The 23313-nt window shown below is 62.7% G+C and carries 20 protein-coding genes and 1 riboswitch; of the genes, 7 read left to right on the top strand and 13 right to left on the bottom strand.

All coding sequences use genetic code 11. The annotated features are described in order from the left end of the window. Positions 1-30: 30 nt before the first annotated feature. Positions 31-1407 (top strand): tRNA (N6-isopentenyl adenosine(37)-C2)-methylthiotransferase MiaB, encoded by a 1377-nt coding sequence (gene miaB / locus ACWIVK_RS08150; RefSeq protein WP_448576151.1) that lies wholly within the window; start codon positions 31-33, stop codon positions 1405-1407. Between the two features lie 24 nt (positions 1408-1431). Further along, a complete protein-coding gene (locus ACWIVK_RS08145) occupies positions 1432-2325 on the top strand; it encodes a tetratricopeptide repeat protein (RefSeq protein WP_448576150.1) in 894 nt (297 codons plus the stop codon). Between the two features lie 65 nt (positions 2326-2390). On the opposite strand, the gene ACWIVK_RS08140 is transcribed toward ACWIVK_RS08145, so the two are convergent. The 4 genes from ACWIVK_RS08140 to mobA are packed head-to-tail and all read right to left on the bottom strand — an operon-like array spanning position 2391 to position 5806. Beyond that, positions 2391-2660, bottom strand: a complete 270-nt coding sequence (locus tag ACWIVK_RS08140; RefSeq protein WP_448576149.1) for a hypothetical protein — start codon at positions 2658-2660, stop codon at positions 2391-2393. Positions 2661-2702: 42 nt separating this feature from the next. Next, positions 2703-3515, bottom strand: coding sequence for an SAM hydrolase/SAM-dependent halogenase family protein (locus ACWIVK_RS08135; protein ID WP_448576148.1), 813 nt, complete (start codon positions 3513-3515; stop codon positions 2703-2705). A gap of 12 nt (positions 3516-3527) precedes the next feature. Beyond that, positions 3528-5159 carry a gamma-glutamyltransferase gene (ggt, locus tag ACWIVK_RS08130; RefSeq protein ID WP_448576147.1) on the bottom strand — a complete coding sequence of 544 codons (1632 nt, stop codon included), beginning with the start codon at positions 5157-5159 and terminating at the stop codon, positions 3528-3530. Next, positions 5156-5806, bottom strand: coding sequence for a molybdenum cofactor guanylyltransferase (gene mobA / locus ACWIVK_RS08125; RefSeq protein WP_448576146.1), 651 nt, complete (start codon positions 5804-5806; stop codon positions 5156-5158). Before mobA ends, ggt begins: the two co-directional genes overlap by 4 nt. A gap of 413 nt (positions 5807-6219) precedes the next feature. Here mobA and ACWIVK_RS08120 point away from each other — a divergent pair, with 413 nt between their 5' ends. Continuing rightward, on the top strand, positions 6220-6483 hold the full coding sequence (locus ACWIVK_RS08120) for an SWIM zinc finger family protein (RefSeq protein WP_448576145.1): 264 nt from the start codon (positions 6220-6222) through the stop codon (positions 6481-6483). A gap of 289 nt (positions 6484-6772) precedes the next feature. Further along, entirely contained in the window at positions 6773-7435 is a 663-nt protein-coding gene (locus ACWIVK_RS08115) for an MBL fold metallo-hydrolase (protein ID WP_448576144.1), read from the top strand. Positions 7436-7439: 4 nt separating this feature from the next. Here the strand turns inward: ACWIVK_RS08115 and ACWIVK_RS08110 are convergent, their stop codons facing one another. Next, positions 7440-7826: a hypothetical protein gene (locus ACWIVK_RS08110; RefSeq protein ID WP_448576143.1), complete on the bottom strand. Its 387-nt coding sequence runs from the start codon at positions 7824-7826 to the stop codon at positions 7440-7442. A gap of 767 nt (positions 7827-8593) precedes the next feature. Between ACWIVK_RS08110 and ACWIVK_RS08105 the strand changes: the two genes are divergently transcribed. Together ACWIVK_RS08105 and cimA are read left to right on the top strand one after the other, a co-directional pair. Then, on the top strand, positions 8594-10204 hold the full coding sequence (locus ACWIVK_RS08105) for a thiamine pyrophosphate-binding protein (protein WP_448576142.1): 1611 nt from the start codon (positions 8594-8596) through the stop codon (positions 10202-10204). A gap of 319 nt (positions 10205-10523) precedes the next feature. Continuing rightward, the gene (cimA, locus tag ACWIVK_RS08100) at positions 10524-12143 is read left to right on the top strand and encodes a citramalate synthase (protein WP_448576141.1); all 1620 of its coding nucleotides are present in this window, start codon (positions 10524-10526) and stop codon (positions 12141-12143) included. A 45-nt stretch (positions 12144-12188) separates the two neighbouring features. Here the strand turns inward: cimA and asd are convergent, their stop codons facing one another. Next, positions 12189-13241 carry an aspartate-semialdehyde dehydrogenase gene (gene asd / locus ACWIVK_RS08095; protein WP_448576140.1) on the bottom strand — a complete coding sequence of 351 codons (1053 nt, stop codon included), beginning with the start codon at positions 13239-13241 and terminating at the stop codon, positions 12189-12191. 287 nt (positions 13242-13528) lie between these two features. Here asd and ACWIVK_RS08090 point away from each other — a divergent pair, with 287 nt between their 5' ends. Beyond that, positions 13529-14527 (top strand): homoserine dehydrogenase, encoded by a 999-nt coding sequence (locus tag ACWIVK_RS08090; RefSeq protein ID WP_448576139.1) that lies wholly within the window; start codon positions 13529-13531, stop codon positions 14525-14527. A 110-nt stretch (positions 14528-14637) separates the two neighbouring features. On the opposite strand, the gene metX is transcribed toward ACWIVK_RS08090, so the two are convergent. The 7 genes from metX to ACWIVK_RS08055 form a co-directional block, all read right to left on the bottom strand. Further along, complete coding sequence (metX, locus tag ACWIVK_RS08085; RefSeq protein ID WP_448576138.1) at positions 14638-15750, bottom strand: homoserine O-acetyltransferase MetX; 1113 nt, start codon at positions 15748-15750, stop codon at positions 14638-14640. A 138-nt stretch (positions 15751-15888) separates the two neighbouring features. Then, positions 15889-15998: riboswitch (SAM riboswitch) on the bottom strand. A 113-nt stretch (positions 15999-16111) separates the two neighbouring features. Then, positions 16112-17209 (bottom strand): lipocalin family protein, encoded by a 1098-nt coding sequence (locus ACWIVK_RS08080; RefSeq protein ID WP_448576137.1) that lies wholly within the window; start codon positions 17207-17209, stop codon positions 16112-16114. Beyond that, a complete protein-coding gene (locus tag ACWIVK_RS08075) occupies positions 17210-19420 on the bottom strand; it encodes an MMPL family transporter (protein ID WP_448576136.1) in 2211 nt (736 codons plus the stop codon). It lies immediately after the preceding gene. Between the two features lie 73 nt (positions 19421-19493). Continuing rightward, on the bottom strand, positions 19494-21086 hold the full coding sequence (locus ACWIVK_RS08070; protein ID WP_448576135.1) for an alpha,alpha-trehalose-phosphate synthase (UDP-forming): 1593 nt from the start codon (positions 21084-21086) through the stop codon (positions 19494-19496). 273 nt (positions 21087-21359) lie between these two features. Continuing rightward, positions 21360-21785, bottom strand: coding sequence for a plastocyanin/azurin family copper-binding protein (locus ACWIVK_RS08065; RefSeq protein WP_448576134.1), 426 nt, complete (start codon positions 21783-21785; stop codon positions 21360-21362). 179 nt (positions 21786-21964) lie between these two features. Further along, positions 21965-22915 carry a polysaccharide deacetylase family protein gene (locus tag ACWIVK_RS08060; RefSeq protein WP_448576133.1) on the bottom strand — a complete coding sequence of 317 codons (951 nt, stop codon included), beginning with the start codon at positions 22913-22915 and terminating at the stop codon, positions 21965-21967. Continuing rightward, positions 22912-23232, bottom strand: a complete 321-nt coding sequence (locus ACWIVK_RS08055) for a metal-sulfur cluster assembly factor (protein ID WP_448576132.1) — start codon at positions 23230-23232, stop codon at positions 22912-22914. Before ACWIVK_RS08055 ends, ACWIVK_RS08060 begins: the two co-directional genes overlap by 4 nt. Positions 23233-23313: the final 81 nt, after the last annotated feature.

The raw sequence follows: 23313 nt of genomic DNA, 5'->3' as shown, positions 1-23313 counted from the left end.
CGGGCGCAAAACGCCTGTGGAGGGAGATCCATGCAGCTCATTCAGCTCCAGCCAGCCCCCGCTTCGGTCGGCGATGCGGTTCCGGGGGTCAAGCGCTTCCACATCTGGACGATCGGTTGCCAGATGAACGAAGCGGAGTCAGCCAAGGCCGCTGCACTCTTGCGGCAAGCTGGGTACGTCCCAGCGGTGCGAGAGTGGGACGCAGATATCGTCATCGTCAATACCTGTGTGGTGCGACAACAGGCTGAAGACAAGGCCCTCGGGTATATCGGAGCCCTGGCACGCCTCAAGCGGCGCCGACCAGATGTCCGGATCGCGGTGACGGGCTGTCTCGTCACCGGTCAGGAGCGCCGGCTCGCCGAGCGATTCCCGTGGGTCGATCTGTGGTATGGGCCTTCGGAGTTCGAGCGCCTCGTTTCCTTGGTGCCAGAACTCGCTGACGTCGACATCGATCTCGTCGAGTTACCGCATTACTACGACGAGGGCCAGACTGACCCGGAAGTGACGGCCTTCGTGCCAGTCATCTACGGGTGCAATTTCGTCTGCTCCTACTGCATCGTCCCGTACCGGCGCGGTCGCGAGCGCAGTCGCCCTGTCGAGCAGGTGGTGGCGGAAGTGGAAAAGCTCGCCGCACGTGGTGTACGGGAAGTGACCTTGCTCGGACAAACCGTCAACGCGTACGGGCATGATTTGCCTGGCCAGCCGGACCTGGCTGACTTGCTCGCGCGCGTGCACGACGTGCCGGGGATCGAGCGGATTCGTTTCCTCACCTCGCACCCCAAATACTTCAGTGACAAGCTCATTCGTGCGGTTGCGGATCTTCCCAAAGTCTGCGAGCACGTCAATTTGCCGGTGCAATCAGGCGATAACGAGGTACTGCGCCGCATGCGGCGTCACTACACTGTGGAGGAGTACCGCGAACGGATCGCGCGGATCCGCGAACTGATTCCGGACGTCACGCTCTCGACCGATATCATCGTTGGATTTCCGGGCGAGACGGAGGAGCAGTTCCTGAACACCTATCGGTTGCTCGAAGAGATCCGGTTCGACAAGGTGCATGTCGCGATGTACTCGCCACGTCCAGGAACCTTGTCGGCGCGTTGGCCCGACGATGTGCCCCGCGAGGAGAAGCGGCGGCGTCACCGAGCTATCGAGCAACTTCAGGAACGGATCGCTCGGGAACGAAACGAGCGGTATGTAGGGCGAACGGTGGAGATCCTCGTCGATGGGCTGGCGCGTGGTCGCTGGCGCGGTCGAACCCGAGGAAACACGCTCGTCTTCTTCGAGGCTCCCGGCGACCGGCGTGGGCGCTTCGTGAAGGTTCGCGTCACCCACGCGAGCCCATGGTACCTCCTCGGGGAACCGGTCACCGTCGAAGCAGCCGAGCCAGCCATATTGACGCGATAGTGCGGACGGAGGCGGAGTACGACGATGTCGATGCTGACCAATCAGGGTAGTCATGAGCGACGACTGCTGTTCCGCTTGACACAGGCCGCCAAGCAGGCGGCCTTTCAAGGCAACTGGGAACGCGCGGTCCAGCTCAATCAACGGATCACTGAGTTGTCCCCGCGCGATGTCGCTGCCTGGAATCGTTTGGGGCACGCCTTGGCCGAACTCGGTCGCGTGGCCGATGCGCGGGCCGCGTATCAGCGAGCACTGGAGATCGAGCCGGGCAATGCGATCGCGCAGCGCAACGTGACCCGGTTGGAGTGGTTGGTGAGCCAGACGAGCGGTGGCACGATTCCGGTGCCGGTGAGGCGACCAGCACCGCGCGCGGACGTGTTCATGGAGGAGATGGGTCGAACTTACGTTACGGACTTGCTGCGACCTGCCGCACCCGCCGTGCTCGCACAGCTCTTCCCTGGGCAAGAGGTCTTCCTGGATATCCGAGATGATGCCGTCATCGTTCTCGATGCTGACGGCACTCGCCTCGGACAACTCGAGGGACGCCTTGCGCGTCGCGTGGCCCGGCTCACCCGCGAGGGGAACCGATACCGCGCGTTCGTTGTCCAGCTCACTGGCGATACGTTGCGGGTGATTCTCCGGGAAGTCTTCCGTGCGCCGCACCTGTTGGATACACCGTCTTTCCCGCCCCAGCCGAAGATCGCTCCGCCGCGGCCATACCTTCCGGAAACCTTTGCCCGAGGAGAAGAGATCATCGAAGAAGAGGAATTCTTCCCAGAAGAGGAAGAAGCCGAGGTGCTGGAGGTCGAAGAGGAGGAGATCGTCGAGAGCGACGAGGAGATCACCGAAGAGCCGCTCAGTGCGGTCGACGAGGATGCGCTCGTCGTGGAGTTCGACATCGACGAGACGATCAGCGAGTGAGGACGTTGCCGCAGACCAGCGAGCCCTCGTTCCCCACGAAGGGACGAGGGCTTTTCTCACCGGCTCTACCGCAGGACGATCGTCAGCAACAGGAGCAAGCCGAGCAGCAGAGCGGTGACCCAAAGGAGACGCCTCAGATCAGCTTTGATCAGCGCATACTCTTCGTCGACTCGTCCCCATGGGCTGATGATCTCTTGAGGTTGCGTCGATGACCGGCTTCCGGAGGGTGTGGCCGGAGAAGGCGAGACGGAACGAGCCGGGACAGGGGTGTTGTTTGCCCGAGCGGTCCGTTTGGTCGTCTTGCGGCGTGCCTTCGTCGTGTTCACCCGTCCCATGCCGTTCTACCTTCCCGCTTCTCCGGGCAGTATAGCACGCCGTCATGTGAGCGCGCGGCGGACTTCGACCAACATGCCCCGCTCGAGGTGCCAGGTTGCCGCAGCATTGCCGTCGCGGACGGCGATTTCCAAGCCACCGTGGCTGCCGAAATAAGCGAGCGGCATGCCAGGGGCGACATCGGCGAAGGTGCGCACGATACCGAGCAACTCCAGCTGACCGCAGCGAATAGAGAGCGTTTCCGGTTCGCCAGGAAGCTGCTCGCGCCGGATCAAGGTGCGGCAATTCCCGAAACGATCGATCGAAACGATGGGCCCGACGACGCTTCCTCCGCCCGCGATGACTGAGTGGATCGGGAGTTTCACCAAGGAAGCTGGGTCGAGCGGCGTACCGACTTCCGCCGGAGCTCTCCCGCTGGCGAGCAGACCACAGATCGGACCGAAAATGTCTCGTCCATGGAAGGTCGGTGAAACCGGGTGCCGGAACCACTCTGATCGATCGAGCGACCAAGCAGCGACCTGTTGCACCTCTGCGAGGACGAAGGTCGCAAGTCCGTTGTCTGGCAGGACGAAGGCATGCCCATCCGCCAGAATCAAAACAGCGCGCCGCTCGCTACCCACCCCAGGATCGACCACAGCCAGATGGATCGTGCCGACAGGAAAGGCCCGCCAGGCGGTTGCGAGTTGGAACGCTCCCTCGAGGATGTCTTGGGCTGCTACCTCGTGCGTGACATCGATGATCGTGCTTGTGGGCGCTCGTTCGAGGATCACTCCCTTGACCTGTGCCACATAGCTGTCACGCACGCCATAGTCACTGGTAAACGTCACGATCCCGGAAGGCCGCCATGTGGTCAGCATCGTCGGATCCCTTCACCAGGCGAGTGCATAGGCGTCGCTACGCGGATCGGCAGCAGCTTCGACGACACGCTCAGCACCACGCCAGTGAATCCCCTGGCAGGAACCGATCGGACCCCACCGGGCAAGCCGTTCGACACGATGGCCGCGTGCTTGGAGACCCTCGATCGTGGCGTTGGGGAGTCTCCCCTCGACTTGGACGAGGTCGAGAGAGCTGTGCGGCCAATTGGACTCGTGCCCCGGACCGCGATGTCGCCAGCGCGGCAATTCGATAGCTGTCTGGAGATCGAAACCGTATTCGAGCCAATGCACGAGAACATGCGCCAGGATCTGCACTTGAGCATCGCTCCCCGGGGTTCCGAGACTGAGCCGTTCTCCTGGTCTGGTGAGCAAGACCGGGCTGAGCGTGTGACGAACGCGCTTCCCCGGCTGGAGCTGGTTCGGGTGATTCTGCTCCAAGTGCCAGTAGGTCATGCGATTGTTCAGCAAGATGCCGGTATCGCCGGCGATGAACGCGGAACCGAATGCCATATTGAGGCTGGCGGTTACGACGACGAGATTACCCTCGCGATCTGTGACCGAGAACGAGGTCGTGTGGTCCTCGCGGACAGGTCGAGTCGGGAGCACCGGCCTCGCTCGCGTGAGATCGATCGCCGCCGCGAGCCGCTGCAGTCGCTCAGGGTCGAGGATGTCGGGCGGGAGAGGACCAACGAAATGGGGATCGCCGGTGAAGCGCTCACGATCCAGGAAGGCGAATTTCTTGGCTTCGATCATCACGTGCAGAAGTTCGGGCGAAAGCGGGCGCCACCTGGCGAGTGGAAAGTACTGCAAGATACCGAGCATCTCGAGCAGTGTATGAGCACTGGAATTCGGTGGTGGAACCCAGATGGTCCAGTCTCGGTACGCGAGCTGGAGTGGCTCGACGATCGCTGCTCGAGCCAGCCGAAGACTGTCGCGTGTCAACAGCCCACCAGCTGCCAGGACAGCGCGCGTCAAGCGCTCGGCGAGATCACCTTCGTACAAGGTGTTCACGCCCTCCGCCGCGACCGCTTCCAGCGTGCGAGCGAGATCCGGTTGACGGAGCACATCGCCCGGGCGAGGTGGCGAACCAGTTGGGAGGAAGGTCCGAGCCGTCTCGGGATAGCTGGCGAGAACATCAGCGTAGGTCTCGATGTAGGCCGCAAGATTATGGCTGACTGGGAAGCCGTCGCGGGCTAGTTCGATCGCCGGCGCGAGGGTCACCGAGAGCGGGAGCCGGCCCCAGCGTTGGACCAGCAACTCCCAAGCGCGGGCGGCAGCCGGAACGGAAGCAGCGAGTGGACCGCGTTCCGGAATGCCATCTCGGAAGCGCTCCGGAGTCGCATCGAGCGGTGCCGGCCCTGTACCGTTTACCGCCCAGACGGTCGAAGTCGCTGCCTCGTAGACGAGGGCGAAGAGATCACCGCCGATACCGGACATGTGTGGCTCGACTGCGTTCAACGCCGCGGCGACAGCGACAGCGGCGTCGGCGGCAGTGCCGCCGTGCTCCAGCACGCGGGCACCTGCCCAAGAGGCGAGGGAATGACCACTCGAGACGGCCCAAGAACGGCCCATCAGAAGCGGGCGACCGGCACGCTCGGCGAAGGGAGAGATCGGTCGTGCTGTCATGAGCTGCCCTCCATGGGAGGCCCGGGACATTGCTCGGTTCGTTTCGCTCGCTCCAGAGCTGCACGGTAAGCCTCGGGAGTGTTGGCATTGGCGAACGACAACAGCTCTGGGTCGATGGTGCGGAGGTGGCTCTCTGGGACGGGGACGACGCGAACCTCAGCGAAAAAGCTCACGATCTTGAGGCTTCCGGCCGCGAGCTGTCGCTCGATCGCGCCCAGGCAGCGCTTCGAATAGATGGCGTGGAGTGTCTCATACGTCAGGGCTCCTCCTTGGCCAGTCCGTTCTGCCCTGGTCGGCACGAGCACGTCGTAGTCGCGCGGCATAGCGAACAAGGCAGCCAGAAGCTCTGGAGAAACGAAGGGAAGGTCGCAGGAGAGCACGAGGCAATACTCATGGCGAGCGGCGAGCAGTGCCGAATAGATTCCACCGAGCGGTCCGCTTCCCGGGATACGATCGGGTACGATCGGGACGCCGAACTGGGCGTACGCTGGGCGATCGCTCGCGACGACGAATACGTCGTCGGTTAGGTGTCGAACGCGGCGCAAGACGCGAGCGAGGAGCGGCTCGCCACAAAAGTCCAGTAGTGCCTTGTCGCGCCCCATGCGTCGGCTCTGGCCGCCAGCGAGCACAGCGATACTGGTTTCCATCGATACCCCCATCGGAGTGTAACGTGATCGCCGCGCGACGACGAGTTTCCGTCTGCTCGCCGAGTGAGCGACTTCCCAGCAGCCAGCAAAGGGATACTCCTCGGGGCATCACGGGCGGGATCGCGTGGGGGGCTGTAGGAGTGCTCTTCGGCGACCAGGTGCGACGCCGGTTCGGGACGGCTTCGTGCGCGGCAAATGGGTGAGATTCCCGACGCGAACGCGTCGGATCTGGTGCCTCGGGAAGCGATGCGCTATAATCTGGCTAGAAACCCCTGAGCAGGAAGGCGAGGACCCCGAAATGCACGGTGGTCCGCCAACCGAAGAGTGGTCGAGGGCACTGGGAAGCTAGCCTGGTGCCCTGTGTGTTCATGGTCGGTCAGGCGCGACAGGATGGACCGGAAGGGGGCTGGATCATGAATTCGAGCCTCATCGGAAAGATCGAGAAGGCACGCCGCTATGCTGCGGAACCGGAACGGGTCCAGGTGCAGTCGCTGCACGTCCGGTTCCGCGGTGAGCACGATGTGTACGACGTCCATTTTGCGGACGGGAATTGGAGTTGCACGTGCCATTCCTTCGAGGCACTCGGCCTCGGCACGTGCAGTCACATCATGGCCCTCGAACGTTTGCTGGGGCCGATCGCTCCACAAGTAATTGGGCAGGCCGAGCGGGTGAGCTAGCATCGAACTGGCCGGACTCGACGCGGATCGTCGCGCTCGAGCCACATACCGGTCAAAGGTGCGCTTGGGTGCGGGTGCGATCGGCAGATAACTGGTACTCAGTGAGCCGGAGGCGGTCTGTTCGCTCCTGAAGCGGCGACTGACGTACTCGACTCACCTTGTCGAACGCGGTGCGACGCAGTAGCCCGAACTCGGCGTCGAGTAATCCGGTCGCGGAACGTTCCCCGACGCGAGCACTCACCGACCATCGAGGTGTCCGTGCGCTTCCGCTCGAAGAGGAGAACAGACGATGACTTTTGACGTCACGTGGTACGCTCAGTCGGCCTTCCGAATCGACGTTGCTGGGCTACGTCTCTATCATGACCCTTTCCGGATTCCGGACGGTGAGCCAACTGCCGATGTCATTTTGATCAGTCATGAGCACTTCGATCACTGCTCACCGGCCGATATCGCGAGGATCCGCGACGTTCACAAAACGTTCGTTGTGGCGAACCCCACAGCGGCGAATACTCGCGAACTCGTACCCCCCGTTCACGTGATCAGACCGGGCGATGAGGTACAACACGGTCGCTTGTCGATTCGGGCGGTGCCAGCCTATAACGTGAACAAGTTTCGTAGCCCCGGTGTGCCATTCCATCCTCGAGAACGAGAGCATGTCGGGTTCATTTGTCGAGCTGAGGATGTCACCTGGTATTTCGCTGGTGACACCGATGCCATACCAGAGATGGCGCAGTTCGGTCCGGTCGATTACGCCTTTCTCCCGGTCAGCGGAACCTACGTCATGACGGCAGAAGAGGCTGCCGAGGCGGTCCGCATGCTTCGACCTCGTGTCGTGATCCCTATGCATTATGGAACTATCGTGGGGTCGGTGGAGGATGCCCGACGTTTGGCTGCGCTCGTCGGTGATGTCGCGGAGGTCAGGATCTTGGAACCCCGCGGACGCCCGAGCTGAGTGATCAGTTGGTCACGGTCAGGAGTGCTGCGAAGCGCTCGAGTGTCAACCCCCTCGAGACGCGGAGGCGAGGTCGAGCGAGCAGGTCATCGTTCGCACCCGCTCGGTCTCGCTCGTTCATGACCGCCAAGCGGTACGCCACCGCAGTCGCTGCTGCCCTCGCGCGCTGAGCGACCTCACAACCTGGGTACGCGAAGCACCGCATGACCGAGTGCTGCGGAAAGTGTCGTCGCGCACTCAGCCGCGTCTGCCGCTGTTGCGCATCGGACACCTGGGTCAAATCGACACAGTGGAGCGTCTGAGCGTCGAGTTCGATCGCCCCGGAGCGCTCGAGTTCGCGAACCATCACCTCGGTGAACACGCGCGGCGAGTCGAGCAATCCAGTGATCACGAAGACCGTGGCATGGAAAGTTCTCCCGGCTCAGGACCGGCTATGCCTGCTCGGAGACGTCACGGTAGCCGTCGCCGAACGTGAGAACGATCGGCTCGGCCGAGCGGGTCGCTCACCCCGTCTGATCGCTCTACGGCCGGAGAGCGGGATGGGCGTGTAGCCTCGGCTGTTGACCCCGTGCATCTGTGCTGCGGACGCGGACGGTTCGAGCGAGAGGCTCCGACCCAAAGTGCCATCCCGGCAGCGCGCGGACGAATCGAGCGATACGTGAGCATCGGAACGGGTTTACGATCGGGTTCCGGTTGTCGAGTGTCTGCAGCCGGCGTCGAGTCCCGAGTCGGTCCGGTCCGATCCTGGACGAACTCGACCGAGTGGTGCTCGGAATCGGTGAAGTGGGATCCGGGTGGGTCGCTTGCAATTTCTCTTGGATTGCCAATCAGATGCCAGGAACCGGCGAGCGAACGCTCGGGCCGCTCGTCGCTCGGCACAGCGCGGAGATCCGTCGTCATGAATGGCTGCGGATAGGAAACGACGCGGGGAGCTTGTGGCGGCTGCTCGGGGAAGCCGCTAGGCGAGGATGCAGAAGCTCTGCTTTTGCGAGCTGTCTTGCTGCGAGCAAGATGAGCGAAAGCCGAAGTGGTGGCCAACCCGTACCGGAATCGTTCTCCTGTAGGAGCCGAGCAGAACTCGAGCAAAGACGCGCTCTGCCGGCACCTTCGGCCGTATAATCGCCGCGCTGGCTGGCATGAGGGATGGAGTGGGAGACGATGCGGGTCAGTGGAGGTGAAGCGGTCGTCCGCACGCTCGAGCGGCTCGGCGTGGAGGTCGTTTTCGGCATTCCGGGTGTTCATACATTGGCGATTTACGATGCGCTGTATTCGTCGCCCATGCGCCATGTGCTCGCGCGGCACGAGCAGGGTGCGGGCTTCATGGCCGATGGGTACGCGCGCGTTTCGGGGAAGCCCGGTGTGGCCATCGTCATTACCGGGCCGGGCGTGACGAACATCGCGACAGCGATCGGCGAAGCGTATGCCGATTCCTCCCCAGTCGTCGTCATTGCGTCGAATGTCGAGCAAGCCTGGCAGGGGCAAATGCTCGGCCACCTGCACGACTGCAAGGATCAGCTCGGCATCATGCGTGCGGTCACGAAATGGGCAGATCGTGCGCGCTCAGTGGAGGATGTTCCCCGACTCCTCCAGACGGCCTTCGCGGAAGCGATCGGTGGGCGACGGCGCCCGACGCATCTGGAGGTTCCCTTGGATGTTCTCCATGGTTGTGGCGAGATCGATTTGGCTGAACTCGCATCGCTGGCGATGGAGCGCCCCCAACCGAGGCGGTCGGCAATCGAGTTAGCTGCTCGCATGATCGAGGAAGCGGAGCGCGTGGTTCTCTACTGTGGTGGGGGCGCGGTCGCCAGTGGCGCAACGGCTGAACTCGTTGCGCTGGCTGAACGCTTGGGAGCGGCAGTCGTCACCTCCTTGCAGGGAAAGGGGGCGATTGCCGAGGATCATCCGCGTTGTCTGGGGAATCTCTGGGAACCCGAAAACGCGGTCGAGCGTGTGTTGCGGGAATCGGATCTGGTCATCGTGATCGGATCCAAGCTGGGTGCACAAGATACGGCGAATGGGCGTTTGCCACTGCCGGACCGGCGCATCCGGATCGATATCGATGCTCAGGAGATCTTGCGCAACTATCCGCCGACGCTCCCGATCGTCGCTGATGCACGCGAAACGGTGCGAGCCCTGTTGAGCGAGCTCGCGGTACGCGGCATCTCCAAACAGGGATGGCCGGTCGACGTCTTGCAGGCGACCAAGCGTGAGGCGCTCGCGAACGCCTGGGGAGCAGGTCAGGCTGAATGGCTGAAAGCCATCCGTGCGGCGCTACCGCGGGATGGCATTCTGGTCAACGACATGACGATGATGGCTTATGTTGGTAACCGGCACTATCCGGTCTACGAGCCAGGAACGTATCTGTTCCCGACCGGTTACGGCACGCTCGGTTTCGCGCTGCCAGCGGCCATCGGGGCGAAGATCGCGCGTCCTGACGCTGCGGTCGTCGCGCTCGTCGGCGATGGCGGGTACCAGTTCACCATGCAAGAACTCGCCACAGCAGTCCAATTCCGGATCGGTATCCCGATCGTTCTCTTCAACGATGCGAGCTACACGGCGGTCAAGGACGAACAAGCACGTTCATTCGGAGGGCGCTTCATCGCGGTGGACTTGGTCAATCCGGACTTCCAGCAGCTGGCGGCTGCGTATGGCGTTCCGAGTGAGTACGTGACCAGTCCCCAGGCGCTCGAGGCAGCCATCGTGCGGGCACTGGAACGCGATTTTCCGACCTTGATCGAAGTACCCATCGAATTTCCACTCGGTGCGTGAAGGATGTACCGTGTCCGGCTGAACACCGCGAGGAGCGCGAATCCGGGAAGGGAACGATCCGGTTGACACGAGGAGGAGCGTGCGCTAGGCTAGAAGGCGAGAACAGGAGGCCGGGCAGCTCATGAATTGCCCAGCGTCGCTGACACTCGCGACCCTCTCGATCATTATCGCGATTATTCGGCCCCGCGTGGCGGGGCGTGCGGCGTTGGGGAGGAGCGTAGCTGGTCAGGCCTGAAACGATAACCAGTGGATGACGATGAGGCGGCCTCCCCGACGCGGGGAGGCCGCCGAACGTTTCGGAGAAGGATGGAGGGAGCGGATGGGCGAGAACGGCGAACGACGAGTGGTGATCTACGATACGACGTTGCGGGATGGGACGCAGGGATCCGGTGTCTCGTTGACGACGGAAGACAAGTTGAAGATCGCCCGGGCATTGGACGAACTGGGTGTGGCCTATATCGAAGGCGGCTGGCCAGGCTCGAACCCGAAGGACATGGCGTTTTTCGAGCGTGCCCGACACCTCCAGTGGAGACATGCTAGGATCGCTGCCTTCGGAAGCACACGCCGAGCTGGCGGAACGGTCGAAGAGGACGTCAACTTGCGTCTCCTGTTGGAAGCGGAGACACCGACGGTGACGATCGTCGGCAAAGCCTCACCGTTTCAAGTGCGCGTGATCCTCGGCACGAGCCTCGAAGAGAATCTCCGGATGGTTGCAGAATCGATCGCTTTTCTCAAGGCGGCCGGACGCGAAGTCTTCTTCGATGCCGAGCACTTCTTCGACGGCTATGCGGAGGATCCGGACTACGCGCTCGCCGTTCTTCGGGCCGCCTGCGATGCGGGCGCGGACGCGGTGGTGCTGTGCGACACCAACGGTGGGACACTGACCGACCCGCTCGTGCGAGCAGTGCGCCATGCGCTCTCCTCGGTCTCCTGTACTGTGGGCATTCACACCCACAACGACTGCGAACTGGCTGTCGCCAACTCGATCGCCGCAGTTCTGGCTGGTGCCACGCATGTTCAGGGGACGATAAATGGACTCGGGGAACGGATCGGGAACGCCAATCTCTGTTCGATCATCCCGATTCTCGAGTACAAGCTCGGTTATCGTTGCTTGCCACCGGGCAACCTGCGGAAGCTCACCGAGATGTCCCGATACGTGGCGGAGGTCGCCAACCTGGCGCACGATCCTCGCCTCCCATTCGTAGGAGCCTTCGCGTTCACGCACAAGGCAGGACTGCACGTGAACGCGATCGCCAAGCACCCCTCGGCCTACGAGCACATTCCGCCGGAAGTCGTGGGCAATACTCGGCACGTCCTGGTCAGCGAACTGAGCGGTCGGAGCAACATCGTCGTTAAGGCGAGGAGCTTCGGTATCGAGCTCGGTGACAAGCCGGAGGTCGTGCGGCGAATCCTGGAGCAGATCAAAGAGCTCGAGTTTCATGGTTATTGGTTCGAGGACGCTGATGCATCATTGGAACTCTTGATCCGCCGCAACCTGCCCGATTACCGACCACCGTTCGAGGTGCTCGACTACACGGTCCTGACCGAATATCGCAATGGGCGCGGCATGCTCGCCGAGGCGATGGTGAAGTTGCGCATCGGCCAGCACGTCTTCCACACCGCGGCCGAGGGTAACGGACCGGTGAACGCCTTGGACCGGGCCACGCGCAAGGCACTGCAGGAGTTCTATCCGGAGATCGCTGAAGTAGATCTCGAAGACTATAAGGTTCGCGTCCTCGATGACCATCACGGTACGGGCGCGAAAGTGCGCGTCTGGATCCGCTCCGGTGACGCGCACGGCAGCTGGAACACAGTGGGTTCCTCGGAGAACATCATCGAGGCGTCCTGGTTGGCATTGGCCGATAGCCTGGCCTATCCGCTGGTGACCCGACCAGAACTCGCCGCTCGCATTCCTGAGCTCGTATCAGCTGTTTGGTGAGCGAGAGCGCGGCAGGAGGCGCCCTGCCGCGCTCTCGGTTGCGTCCTAGAGCAACCCCTCGCGGTAGAAAAGCTCGGCGTTCAAGACCGAGGCTCCGGCGGCTCCGCGGATCGTGTTGTGGCCGAGAACGACGAACCGAATGTCGAACACTGAGCATGGTCGAACCCGGCCGACGACCGATGCCATCCCACGCTCTGCGTCTCGGTCGAGAACCGGCTGCGGTCGATCGGGCTCGTCCAGCACGATGACGGGGTGGCGGGGAGCACTGGGGAGTTCCAGTTCCTGGGGACGGCCACGGAACGCTCGCAGCACGTCGACCACTTCCGCCGGGGTCGCTGACCGCTGCAGATCCAGGCTGACGGTCTCCATGTGTCCGTCGCGCACAGGGACTCGATTGCAGTGCGCACTGAGCACGATCGGGGCGTCCTCGAAGCTCCCGTCGATCCAGCGACCGAGAATCTTGCGCGATTCAGCCTCGATCTTTTCTTCTTCTCCACCGATGTACGGGACCACGTTATCGATGAGATCGAGCGAAGGAACACCAGGATAACCGGCGCCCGAGGACGCCTGGAGCGTGGTGACGATGCCTCGCTCGATCCCAAAGGCATCATGAATCGGCTTGAGCGCGAGGACGAGATGGATCGTCGAGCAGTTAGGGTTGGCGACGATGAACCCCTCGCGCCATCCGCGGAGCTGCCGCTGTCGCTCGATCGCGCGGGCATGGTCGGGGTTCACCTCGGGGATGAGAAGAGGCACATCCGGATCCATCCGGTGGTCGCGCGCGTTCGTGAACACCTTCTTTCCTTCAGCGGCCAATGCCTCCTCGATCGGCCCAGCCACTCCACCGGGGAGGGCCGAGAAAACGATCGGGCTCGTGATCGGCTCTTCGATGTGCTTCACCACGAGGTCGCGAACTTCTTCTGGCGGAGCAGCGCTGATACGCCAGTTCACGGCTTCCGCGTAGCGCTTCCCGGCCGAGCGGTCGCTGGCGACGAGTTCGGCGATCCGGAACCAAGGATGGCCAGCCAGGAGTTGGACGAAGCGCTGGCCGACGCTACCGGTTGCCGCCAGGATGGCGACGTCGATTCGATCGGACACGAGTTCCTCCCTTCACTGAGGGTGCCGACACAACAAAACCGGCAGAGGTCTGAACCCCTGCCGGCGTTCGCTCGAGTTCGACCGCGCGTTACGGACTCCCCGAGCGCACGCCGGCGCAGCGAGTCGCGGTCGTTCCGGTTGTCGTCCGCTTCGCTGTCCGCACGACGTTCGTCCTGCCGGTTCGTCCGCTTGCGCAGAGGGCGCGGGCTCACCTACCCTGTCAGCGCCCGCTGTCACTGTACCAAGCGGGCGTGGGATGGTCAAGTCACGGGTGAGGAGAACGTCATATGGAGACTGTCGGGATCGCCCTGCTCGGAGTAGGTACGATCGGAAGCGCTGTCCTTCGCATGATCCGTGAGGAGCGTGAGCGTATAGCGGAGCGGACTGGGCTCTTCTTGGACGTGCGGTGGGGGCTCGCGCGGCATCGGGAACGGGTTGTCCAGGCTGGCCTCGGCGAGCGTGCGGCGACGACCTCGATCGAGCCGATCTTAGCGGATCCATCGGTTCGAGTCGTGGTCGAGGTGCTCGGAGGAGAGGAACCAGCAGCGACCTACATGAAACGTGCGCTCGAGGCGGGTAAACACGTCGTCACGGCCAACAAGGAGGCCTTGAGCAAGCACTTCGCCGAGCTGGTCGCGGTAGCACGGGAACACCAGCGGGCCCTGCTGTTCGAGGCGAGTGTCGGCGCAGGGATTCCGCTCATGGTCAGCCTGCGGCAGCTCTTGACCACGAATCGTCTGCATCGCATCCGCGGTATCGTGAACGGAACGACGAATTTCATCCTGACTCTGATGGCGGAAGAAGGGGTACCCTATCAGGAGGCGCTGCGACAAGCGCAAGAACTCGGGTACGCAGAACCCGATCCGACCGCCGATGTGGAGGGTTACGATGCTGCCTACAAGCTGAGTATTCTCGCCTCTTTGGCCGCAGGCAGGCATATCCGACCGGAAGTGGTGGAGCGGCGCGGCATCACCAGTGTGACGCCGGATCAGATCCTCGACGCGCGTACCCGCGGTGGAGCGATGAAGTTGCTCGCCGAGGCGGAATTGGCGGACGGGATCTGGCGATTGCGCGTGCGACCGGTTTTCGTCCCAGCGAGCGATCTTCTGGCGCACGTTCGTTTGAATCTCAACGCCATCGAGTTGACCGGGGATCGCGTGGGAACCATCGTTCTCTACGGGCCAGGTGCTGGGCCGTCACCGACCGCGAGTGCCGTGATCGCTGACGTGCTCGACGCTGTTCGCTTCGGGCCAGCGCTCCTGCCTACCCTCGAACCAGCTGCCTGAGGCCGCGACCGGCAGGAGAAAACCGACGAGCCGGACAGCGCTGTCCAGCTCGTCGGGCGGGTCTCCTCGCCACCGGCTGACGGCGAGCGCGGGTGGTTTGGGTACGGCTTTCAGGGCTCGGTGAGGAAGGCAGCGATCACTGGCCCGATCTGGTCGAAGTCTTTCAAGAAGGCATCGTGCCCGTTGGGGGAGTCGAGTTCCCAATAGCGAGCATCGACGCCGAGCGCACGCAAGTCTTCGGCGAGGCTCCTCACCTGGTTGGGCCAAAAGAGGATGTCCGAGCGGATACCGATAGCGAGCGTTCGAGCGCGGATTCGGGAAAGGCCAGCATGATAGCCACCACGGCCACGACCCAAGTCATGGGAGTCCATGGCGCGAGTGAGGTACAGGTAGCTGTTGGCATCGAAGCGGCGCACGAGCTTGTCTCCCTGGTAGTGGAGATAGCCCTCGACGTCGTAGCGTCCGAGGAACTCAGGCCACTCGGTGTAGCGTGCCCCTGCCCGGCGTTGGAAGCGCGCTGACATGAGCTCGTCGGACTGATAGGTGATCATGCCGAGCATGCGGGCGATCGCCAGTCCATAGCGTGGACCCTCTCCATCCTCGTACTCCCCGTTCTGCCATGCTGGGTCGAGCATGATGACGCGCCGCTGGACCTCGTTGTAGGCGATGCCTTGATCGGAAAAAGAGGCGCCAGCAGCAATGGGAACGATCCGCTCCACTCGCTCCGGATACATCGCTGCCCACTCCAGTACCTGCATGCCGCCGAGCGAGCCACCGATCACGGCATAGACCCGCTCGATCCCGAGGTGGTCCAGGAGCATCGCTTGGGAACGCACGATATCGCGAACAGTAATGAGAGGGAAGCGAAGGTTGTAGCGACGGCTGGTCCGGGGGTCGATCGAACGTGGACCGGTCGAGCCGTAACAGCTCCCGAGCACGTTGGCACAGATGACGAAGTACCGGTCGGTGTCGATGAAGCGGCCGGGGCCGACCATGGGATCCCACCAGCCTGGTTGATCGCCTGGGCCATGCGGCGCGACATGACTGCTCCCGGTCAGGGCATGGCAGATGAGGACGACATTGTCACCGGTAGGGCTCAGTGTTCCCCATGTCTCGTAAGCGATCTCCACGACCGGCAGGACATCGCCATGCTCGGTCACAAAAGGCTGGTCGGGTGTGGCGATCCGCGCAATCTGGTACGTCACCGGCAGAGTGGATGTCACAGGAATCCCTCCCTCAGGCACGTCGTGGCAGCAACGTGCTCCACTCGCTCCCGTCACGATCTCATCGACTTGCGTGGAGGGACTGAATCGAAAACCCTCCACGACATGGTGGAGGGGCTTGCGTCGTCGCAAGGACCGCGCTCATCGTGCGGAGCTTTTCCGCTCCGCCGGCATTGGCACCTGGCGCAGTGGCCTGCGCTGGTTGCCGGGTTTCGTCGGGCCGTTCCCTCCACCGCTCGAGATGAGCGCCGGCCTCTCGGTTGTTGCAGCGTATTTTAGCGTTTTCGTCGAGACCTGTCAAGAGTACTCGGGCTATCCCGCTGCGTCATGCCGTCGCCGGTGATTCGCTGGCCCAGATCCCTCACGGCGGGGGAAACGAAACCGAGGGCGTGGCATATCCGGTCAGCTCTACGTACCCCTGACCGGCTGTGTTCACACCAGCCTGTTCGGCGATCACCGAAACGGCGCCTTCCCAGTAGATCACCCCTGTCGAACGGAGGGTTTGCAGCTCCTGATCGAGCACGAGCGGGGTAACCGTGAGCGTCATGCCGGGGGGCAGTTCGATCCGCCACCCACTCGGGTAGATCGCACCGCTGTGCGGACTTTGCCAGGATCCAGTCGCGTGGAGACGGATATTGGCGTCGTGCAGCCAGCGGATACTTCCATCGGCTCGGAGCAGTGTGCCGCTCCGCTGAATGACGCGTTGAGCAGCATCACGCGATTGCCAAAGCATGAGATCGGTGCCGTCTTCTAGTTGAATGGCGAACCAATCCCAACCGCCTGCTCCGAGGAGGAAGTTGCCCCACTGGTGATCGTTCCACGCGAGGCCCGAAACGGTGACGTCATGACCACCGACAGAAACGACGCCCCAGGTCGCCAACCGTGTACGCGAATAGTAGTAGGAACCGGTCTCCGGTGCCCAAGAAAAGTAGCCATCCTCGTCGTGCAGGAGCGGTGGACGCTGATTTTGGAGTTCCAGAGTAAAGCTGAACGATCTGCTGCGGGCCGAGATCCGATCCGTCTCACCATCGCTGGCTATCGTCCAATCTGCCACGGCGAGTACGAGTGGCCAGCTCTCCTGCCGCTGCGGGACAGCGATCAACCGTTCGTCCCACAAGAAGGCCTGTCGATCGACGAGGGTCAAGGCAGCGTGCGCGGCGTAGACGACAGGATAGCCGAAGCGCTGCACTTGGAAGATGACGAACTGGAAACCGAAACGCTCACCGACTGTCGATCGAAGATGACCAGTGTAGTACCACCATTCGGTCAAAACATCGTGCGAACCGAAATCACGCGGAAACACGACGGGACCGGGTGCTGGCGGTGGAGTGAGGAAGAGACTGGCCGGTCGCGGGCTGGCTACCGGAGTGGCCGTGTGCTCCTGCGCTGGCTGCTCATTGGCGTTTCGGCAAGTCAGCAGTCCGAAGGCAAGGGTGGCGAGAAATGCTCGTCGGCGCATTCAGTGTCCGATCCTTACCGTGTCGAGAGTCCGCGCGAGGCGGCGCGGAACCCACCAGTTCCATTGGCCGAGTAGGCGCATCGTGGCGGGGACGAGCAGCGTGCGGACGATACTGGCATCCAGCGCGATCGCGAGCGCGATACCCAATCCGAGCGCCTTGATCAAGACGACATCGGCGGTCACGAAGGCGGCCGCGACGACGACCAAGATGAGGGCGGCACCCGTGATGATGCGACCGCTGCGGGCGAGCCCCGTGGCGACGGCTAAGCGGTTGTCTCGAGTCTGGTCCCAAGATTCCCGCATCCGGCTCAGCAAGAACACTTCATAGTCCATGGAAACGCCGAAGAGGATGCAAAACATCACGATCGGTAAGGATGCCTCGGTAAATCCGAGCGGCGAGAAGCGCAACAGCGAGCTGAAGTGTCCCTCCTGGAACACGAAAACGAGTGCACCGTAACTCGCCGTGAGACTCGCGACGTTGAGGATGATCGCCTTGAACGGGAGGAAGACCGAGCGCAGAAGCAGGAAGAGCACGATGTACGTTGCCAGAATGACTGTTATCGCAGCTAAGGGAAACTCACTGTACATTCGGTCGACGACATCGACGATTTCCGCTGTGCCGCCATCGACCCAAAGCTTCAACCCTGGGCCGGGATCCATCGCGCGGATGTCGTGCAGGAGAGCCTTCGCGCGATCACTGGCTGGCAGTGCGTCGGTGTACACGTAAACCGCAGTGAGATGATCACCAGCAAGCTCCCGGTACACGCGCTGCAGCAGTGGCTCGGGAATCCGCTCCGGATCAGCGTACAGGAGCTGGTATTGGGCCAGGCTGATCCGCGGGTCGATGGTCACGATGCTGGTGACCTTGGTCACCCGCGGATCCGCCGCGAGCCGGCGAGTGAAGTCATAGAGAGAAGCCAGTGTGTGAGGATCATTGACTGGTCGCTCGGATTCGACCGCAATGACGATCGGTGAGAGTTCCCCATCGCCGAACGCGCGGCGAAAGGTCTCCAATGCCTGGCGAGAGGGGGTCGAAGTGGGCAGGATGGTCGCATCGGGCGAGCTGAGTTCGACGTGGCGGAAGGGAAGTCCGAGAAGAACCAGGAAGGCGACGACTGGTAGCGCGACTTGCCAGGGACGCTGCATGACGAACTCGGTGATCCAGTGCCAGAAGCGACCCGTTTCGGTACCACGACGAATGACCCGAAGTGCATCGATCCGGTGGCCCAGGATACCGAGAACAGCGGGCAAGAGCGTCAAGCTGGCACTCACGGCAACCAGCACCACGAGCATGCCAGCGATGCCGACCGACCGCATGAAGAGGAATTCGAAGAAGCCGAGACCGGAGAGACCGATCAGGACCGTCAGTCCGGAGAAGAAGACCGCTCGCCCGGCAGTCGCCGTCGTGCGGGCCACCGCATCCGCGAGATCGTGCGTTGCGAGTTCTTCCCGGAAGCGACTGACGAGAAACAGGGAGTAATCGATCGAGAGGCCCAGGCCGAGCAGGGAGGCAACGTTGAGCGTGAAGATCGAGAGTTCCGTCAGGTGCGTCAGTCCATAGACGATGCCGAGAACGAGGGCGACGGTCACGCCACCGATGAAGAGGGGAACTGCAGCAGCGACAGCGCTACCGAAGACGAAGAGCAGAGCAGCCAGTGCGAACGGGAAAGCGATCAGCTCGGCGCGCCGGAGGTCGCGCTCGGTCACACGCTCCAGGTCCGCATAGAAGGCTGGAGCCCCCGCCAGTTGGACCCGGAGATCGGTCGGGGCAATCGCTGCCTGAATCTCGTCCAAGACTCGCTGCGCTTCTTCCGGTTGCAAGTCCAACGCGATCACCGCGTAGGCCAGTGAACCATCCGGTGCGATTTGGCTCGGGTTTTCGGTGAACCAGCGAATGCCAGTCACGTGGGGAATCGAGGGAACAGCGCTCAGGGCGCGCTGCGCTTGCTCCACGAAGGCGGGGTCGCTAGGAGACAGCGTCGGATGCGAGAAGAGGACGAGCAGCGAACTCGGACTGTAGCCGGGAATTCGCTCGCGAAGGAGTTCGCGCGTCCGAGCAGCTTCCGTGTGCGGACTCGAAAAACCACCGACTTCGAGCCGACCAGTCACGCGGGGTAAGGTGGGAAGGACCACCAGAACAGCGATAAGCCAGAATGCGAGCATGATCCAGCGGTAGCGAAAGGAAAATCGGCCGATGCGCTCGAACACCATTGTCCCTCCTGGCGACGGGTGCAGCCCGCGCCGGATGAGTTGTACCAAAGCCCCGTATGGGGAGGCAGCACGGTTATGAGGGGACGGTGAGACGGTGCGGCGCGCGCTCGGAGCGGAGTTCGGCGATGTCGTGCAGCTGATCGACGAGCCAACGACGGAGATCGTGCTCGAGAACGTGACGGCGCAACTGTTCGGCCCGCCAAGCCCGTTCTGTGGCGGGCATCGTCAGTCCCTGCCAGAGGGCATCCGCTGTACCCTCGATGTCCGTCGGCGAGACGGTCAATGCCCACTGCCCGAGTTGCTGGTAGGCTCCGGCTCCTTCCGAGAGGATGAGGACTCCGTTGCGTTCGTTGAGCAGCGCTCCCTCCTTGGCCACCAGATTCATGCCGTCGAAGATCGCATTGACCAAAAGCACGTCGTAGAACTTCATCGCCGCGAGTGCGCGGGCATAGTCGTCACCGACGAAGAGATGGACCGGCTGCCAGTGGATCCCCTCGATCTCCGCAGCGTTCGCGTACTTGGCGTTGATGCGTCCGACAACCGCATTGATCTCGTCGAGGTAGTTGATGTATTCGGCAACCTCCATCCGCGTCGGGACGAGGAAAGCGAGGAAGTTGACGCGCCCGATCAACTCCGGATGCTTTTCGAGCAAGCGGTCGTATGCGAGAAAGCCGCGCACCACGTTCTTGCTCGGTTCGGCCCGATCGACCCGGATGATGGTGTATTCGTTGCGGAACGTCTCCAGGTGTTCACGATGCCGGCGGGCGTCCTCGCTCTCGGCTACGGCTCGGACCAGTTCGGGGTCGATCGAGATCGGATAGACGCGGACGCGGGTCGTATGCCCGCGATAGGTCACTTCGCGCCGCCGATAGTCGACTTCTGCTTCTGGCAGATTCGCATCGACCGTATTGAGGAAGCTCCGAGCATGACGAGGCGTTTGGAATCCGACGATATCGTTGGCCAGCAGGCCCTCGCAGATCGCACGCCGCATGGGAAGTGGGAGCAATCGCCAGTAGTCCTGGTCCGGCCACGGGATATGGACGAAGTGGTGCAGGAGCAAGTCAGGACGCAACTCGCGGATGAAGGTCGGGGCCAGGTAAAGGTGATAGTCCTGCAAGAGCACGATGGGCTCACGTGGGGCCGCCGCAACGGCGGCCACCACCTCTTCAGCGAAGAGGCGATTGACGGCAACGTATCCCTCGTGCCAGGCTTGCCAGGTCTCGTGGTCGATGTCGGGCGCGCGAGGAGTATCCCAAAGATAATGCTGCAGGAACCAAAGCAAGGGATTGGCGATCCGGTTGTAATAGCCACGGTACGCTTCGGTATCGGGTACGACGAAGCGTAGTCGGAAACCAGGCAGATCCGGTATCGTGAGGAGCGCTTCCCGCCGTTGCCGCATCTCCTCCGCGATGACGCGATCAGTGGGAGTCATCGCACAGGCCACCCAAATGGCGTCGGCGAAGCGTGCCGCAGCGCTCATGGCGGTAATGACTCCGCCTGTGCCCCGTTTCGTCATGATCTCGCCGTCGTTGGTCTGGTGAAACTCGACCGGTCCGCGGTTGGAGACGATGATCAAGGTCGAGCACTCGAGGAGCTCGCGCGCGTAGTCGGGGAGCTGCACGTCCAGCTGACCATCCCGGTACTGCCCCGTTCGCTGGTGTGCCATAGTCGTCCTCCCCTCTGGTCGTCCAAACTGTGGCCAGGTGGTAGAGATGTCGTTCCGGGACCGGTCGTCGTTCCGACCGCTCCTCAGTGACGCGTGCCGGTCGGTGGCTAGCCAGATCCTAACATACGTGCCAGCCCAGGTGCAGGTCGCGCGGGTAGATCGTGGGTCCACACTCCTCAAGCGTGCCTGGCGCATAGACTCGGTGCTGTCCGAAAAAAAACGAGCGACCGTGGGAAGCCAGGTCGCTCTGAAATCATCGGGCTCGTGGCGCGGTCACTTCACCTCGAGCTTACCGACCATCCCCAGTTCCTTGTGCCCGGGAACCGTGCACCAAAAGTCGTACGTGCCTGCTTGGCTCGGAGCCGTGAAGGTGAAGTCGACGGACTTGCCGGGATCGACCATCGGCGATTCCATGGGATTGATCTGTTCGGCATACAAGTTATGTGGCAGCGCTCCGACGTTCTTGAGCGTCACCGTAAAGCTGGCGCCCGGTGAGACAGTGATCGTCGCTGGCTTGTAATAGTATTCGCCCATCTCGATCGTGATCTTGCCACCGCCGCCACCGCTGGTTCCACCGCCGCCACCGCCTCCACCACAGGCAGCCAGCAGGGCACTGGCGGCCGGGACCGCGATCGCCACTGCACCGGCACGGCGCAGGAAACCGCGTCGCGTGAGCCGCTCGATCGCGTCTCGATGCATGATTCGAGCCTCCTCACTCCGCAAGAGTCGTCCCTACGGCTCTTGCACCATCACTCCGGTAGTTCCCAACAGTGGAGCTGCGCTCGAGCACAGCTCCAAGAGGAAGTATGCCAAAGCGCTTGCCATGCTCTGGGTGAAACGCGCGCATCGTCAAGCTTTTCCTGACACGTGACGGTGGCTCAGTTGTCCAGCGCATCGATCGTGACGAAACGGTATTCCTGCTGTTGGAGTGCCGCGATCAGTTGCGGGAGTGCAGCGGCATCGGTCGACTGTGCACCGACATGAAGGAGCACGATGGCACCCGGTTGTGCTGCTGCCAGAACGCGCGTGACGAGTTCTTCGGGCGGAATGCCGCGCCAGCCCAGTGAATCGACTGTCCACATGAGGAGGACGCTGTAGCCGAGTTCCGGAAGGAGCGCAAGGAGCGCCTCGTCGTAATCCCCGTAGGGTGGCCGGAAGTATGGGCGCATGGTGATTTCGCTGCCCGAGACGGCAGCGACTGCCCGCTCGGCCCCTCGGATTTCGGCTGCGCGCTGGTCGTCCGGCAATGGTGGAGATCCTGTCGATCGGCCGGTAAAGGAGGGATGCGTATCGGAGTGATTGATGAGACGATGTCCTTCACCGAGCATGCGCGCAACGAGGTCGGGATTCGCGCGGGCCCAAGCGCCTGTCATTCCGAAAGTGGCGCGGATGTCGTGGCGCGCCAGTTCGTCGAGAATCTCCTCCGCGTAACCACGGTCGGCTCCGCAGTCGAAGGTCAGCGCGATGACCGGCTGTGTGGTCTCGAGCCGTGTGATGACGCGTGCGACCGATTGCACCGGAGCGAAGGTGGGGGTGGGGATCGAGAGCGGTGGCGAAGTGGGCGTGGCGAGTGGCGTCGCTCCGATGGGTGGGGTCGGTGGAGGCGGAGTCGGGTTCGGTGTCGGGAAGGGTGTCGGTCGGGGCACCGGTACCGGTGATGCGATCGGGGTGGTTGCGGCCGTCGGAGCGGACTCGGTGGGCGATGGGGTTGCGGTTCCTGATGGCTCGGTGACGGTCGGGTAGATGGCTGGCCCTCGACAAGCGAGGCCGACGACCAGCCAGATGATCAGAAAGCCCGGGAGGCCAAGCAGGGGACGTCGTCTGATCACCAGATCCCCAAGGCGTCTTTCGCTTCTTCGCTCATCATGTCCGGCGTCCAGGGCGGGCTCCAGACGAGATTGATCTCCACGTTTCCGAGCTCGGGGAGATCGCGGAGTGCGTAATTCACTTCCTCAGTCAGGATCGGTCCGAGGGGGCAACCGAACGTGGTCAACGTCATGGTGATCAGCACGTCCGTCTTGCCGTCCTCCCGGTCGATGAGATCGATGCCATAGATCAATCCGAGATTCACGACATCGACGCCGAGCTCAGGGTCGATGACCTGCTTCAGGCGCTCGCGGACATCATCTTCGGTGAACTTCGCCATCTCGCCTCCTTCTGTTGTGGAATCAACGAACAAGCGGCGCTCGAGGTCGTCGGATCGCTTCTGCATCGGGCCGCGTCCCGT

The sequence above is a fragment of the Thermomicrobium sp. genome (assembly GCF_053493975.1).
Note: the sequence above shows the minus strand (reverse complement) of the source record. Positions and strands in the feature narration are given on the sequence as shown.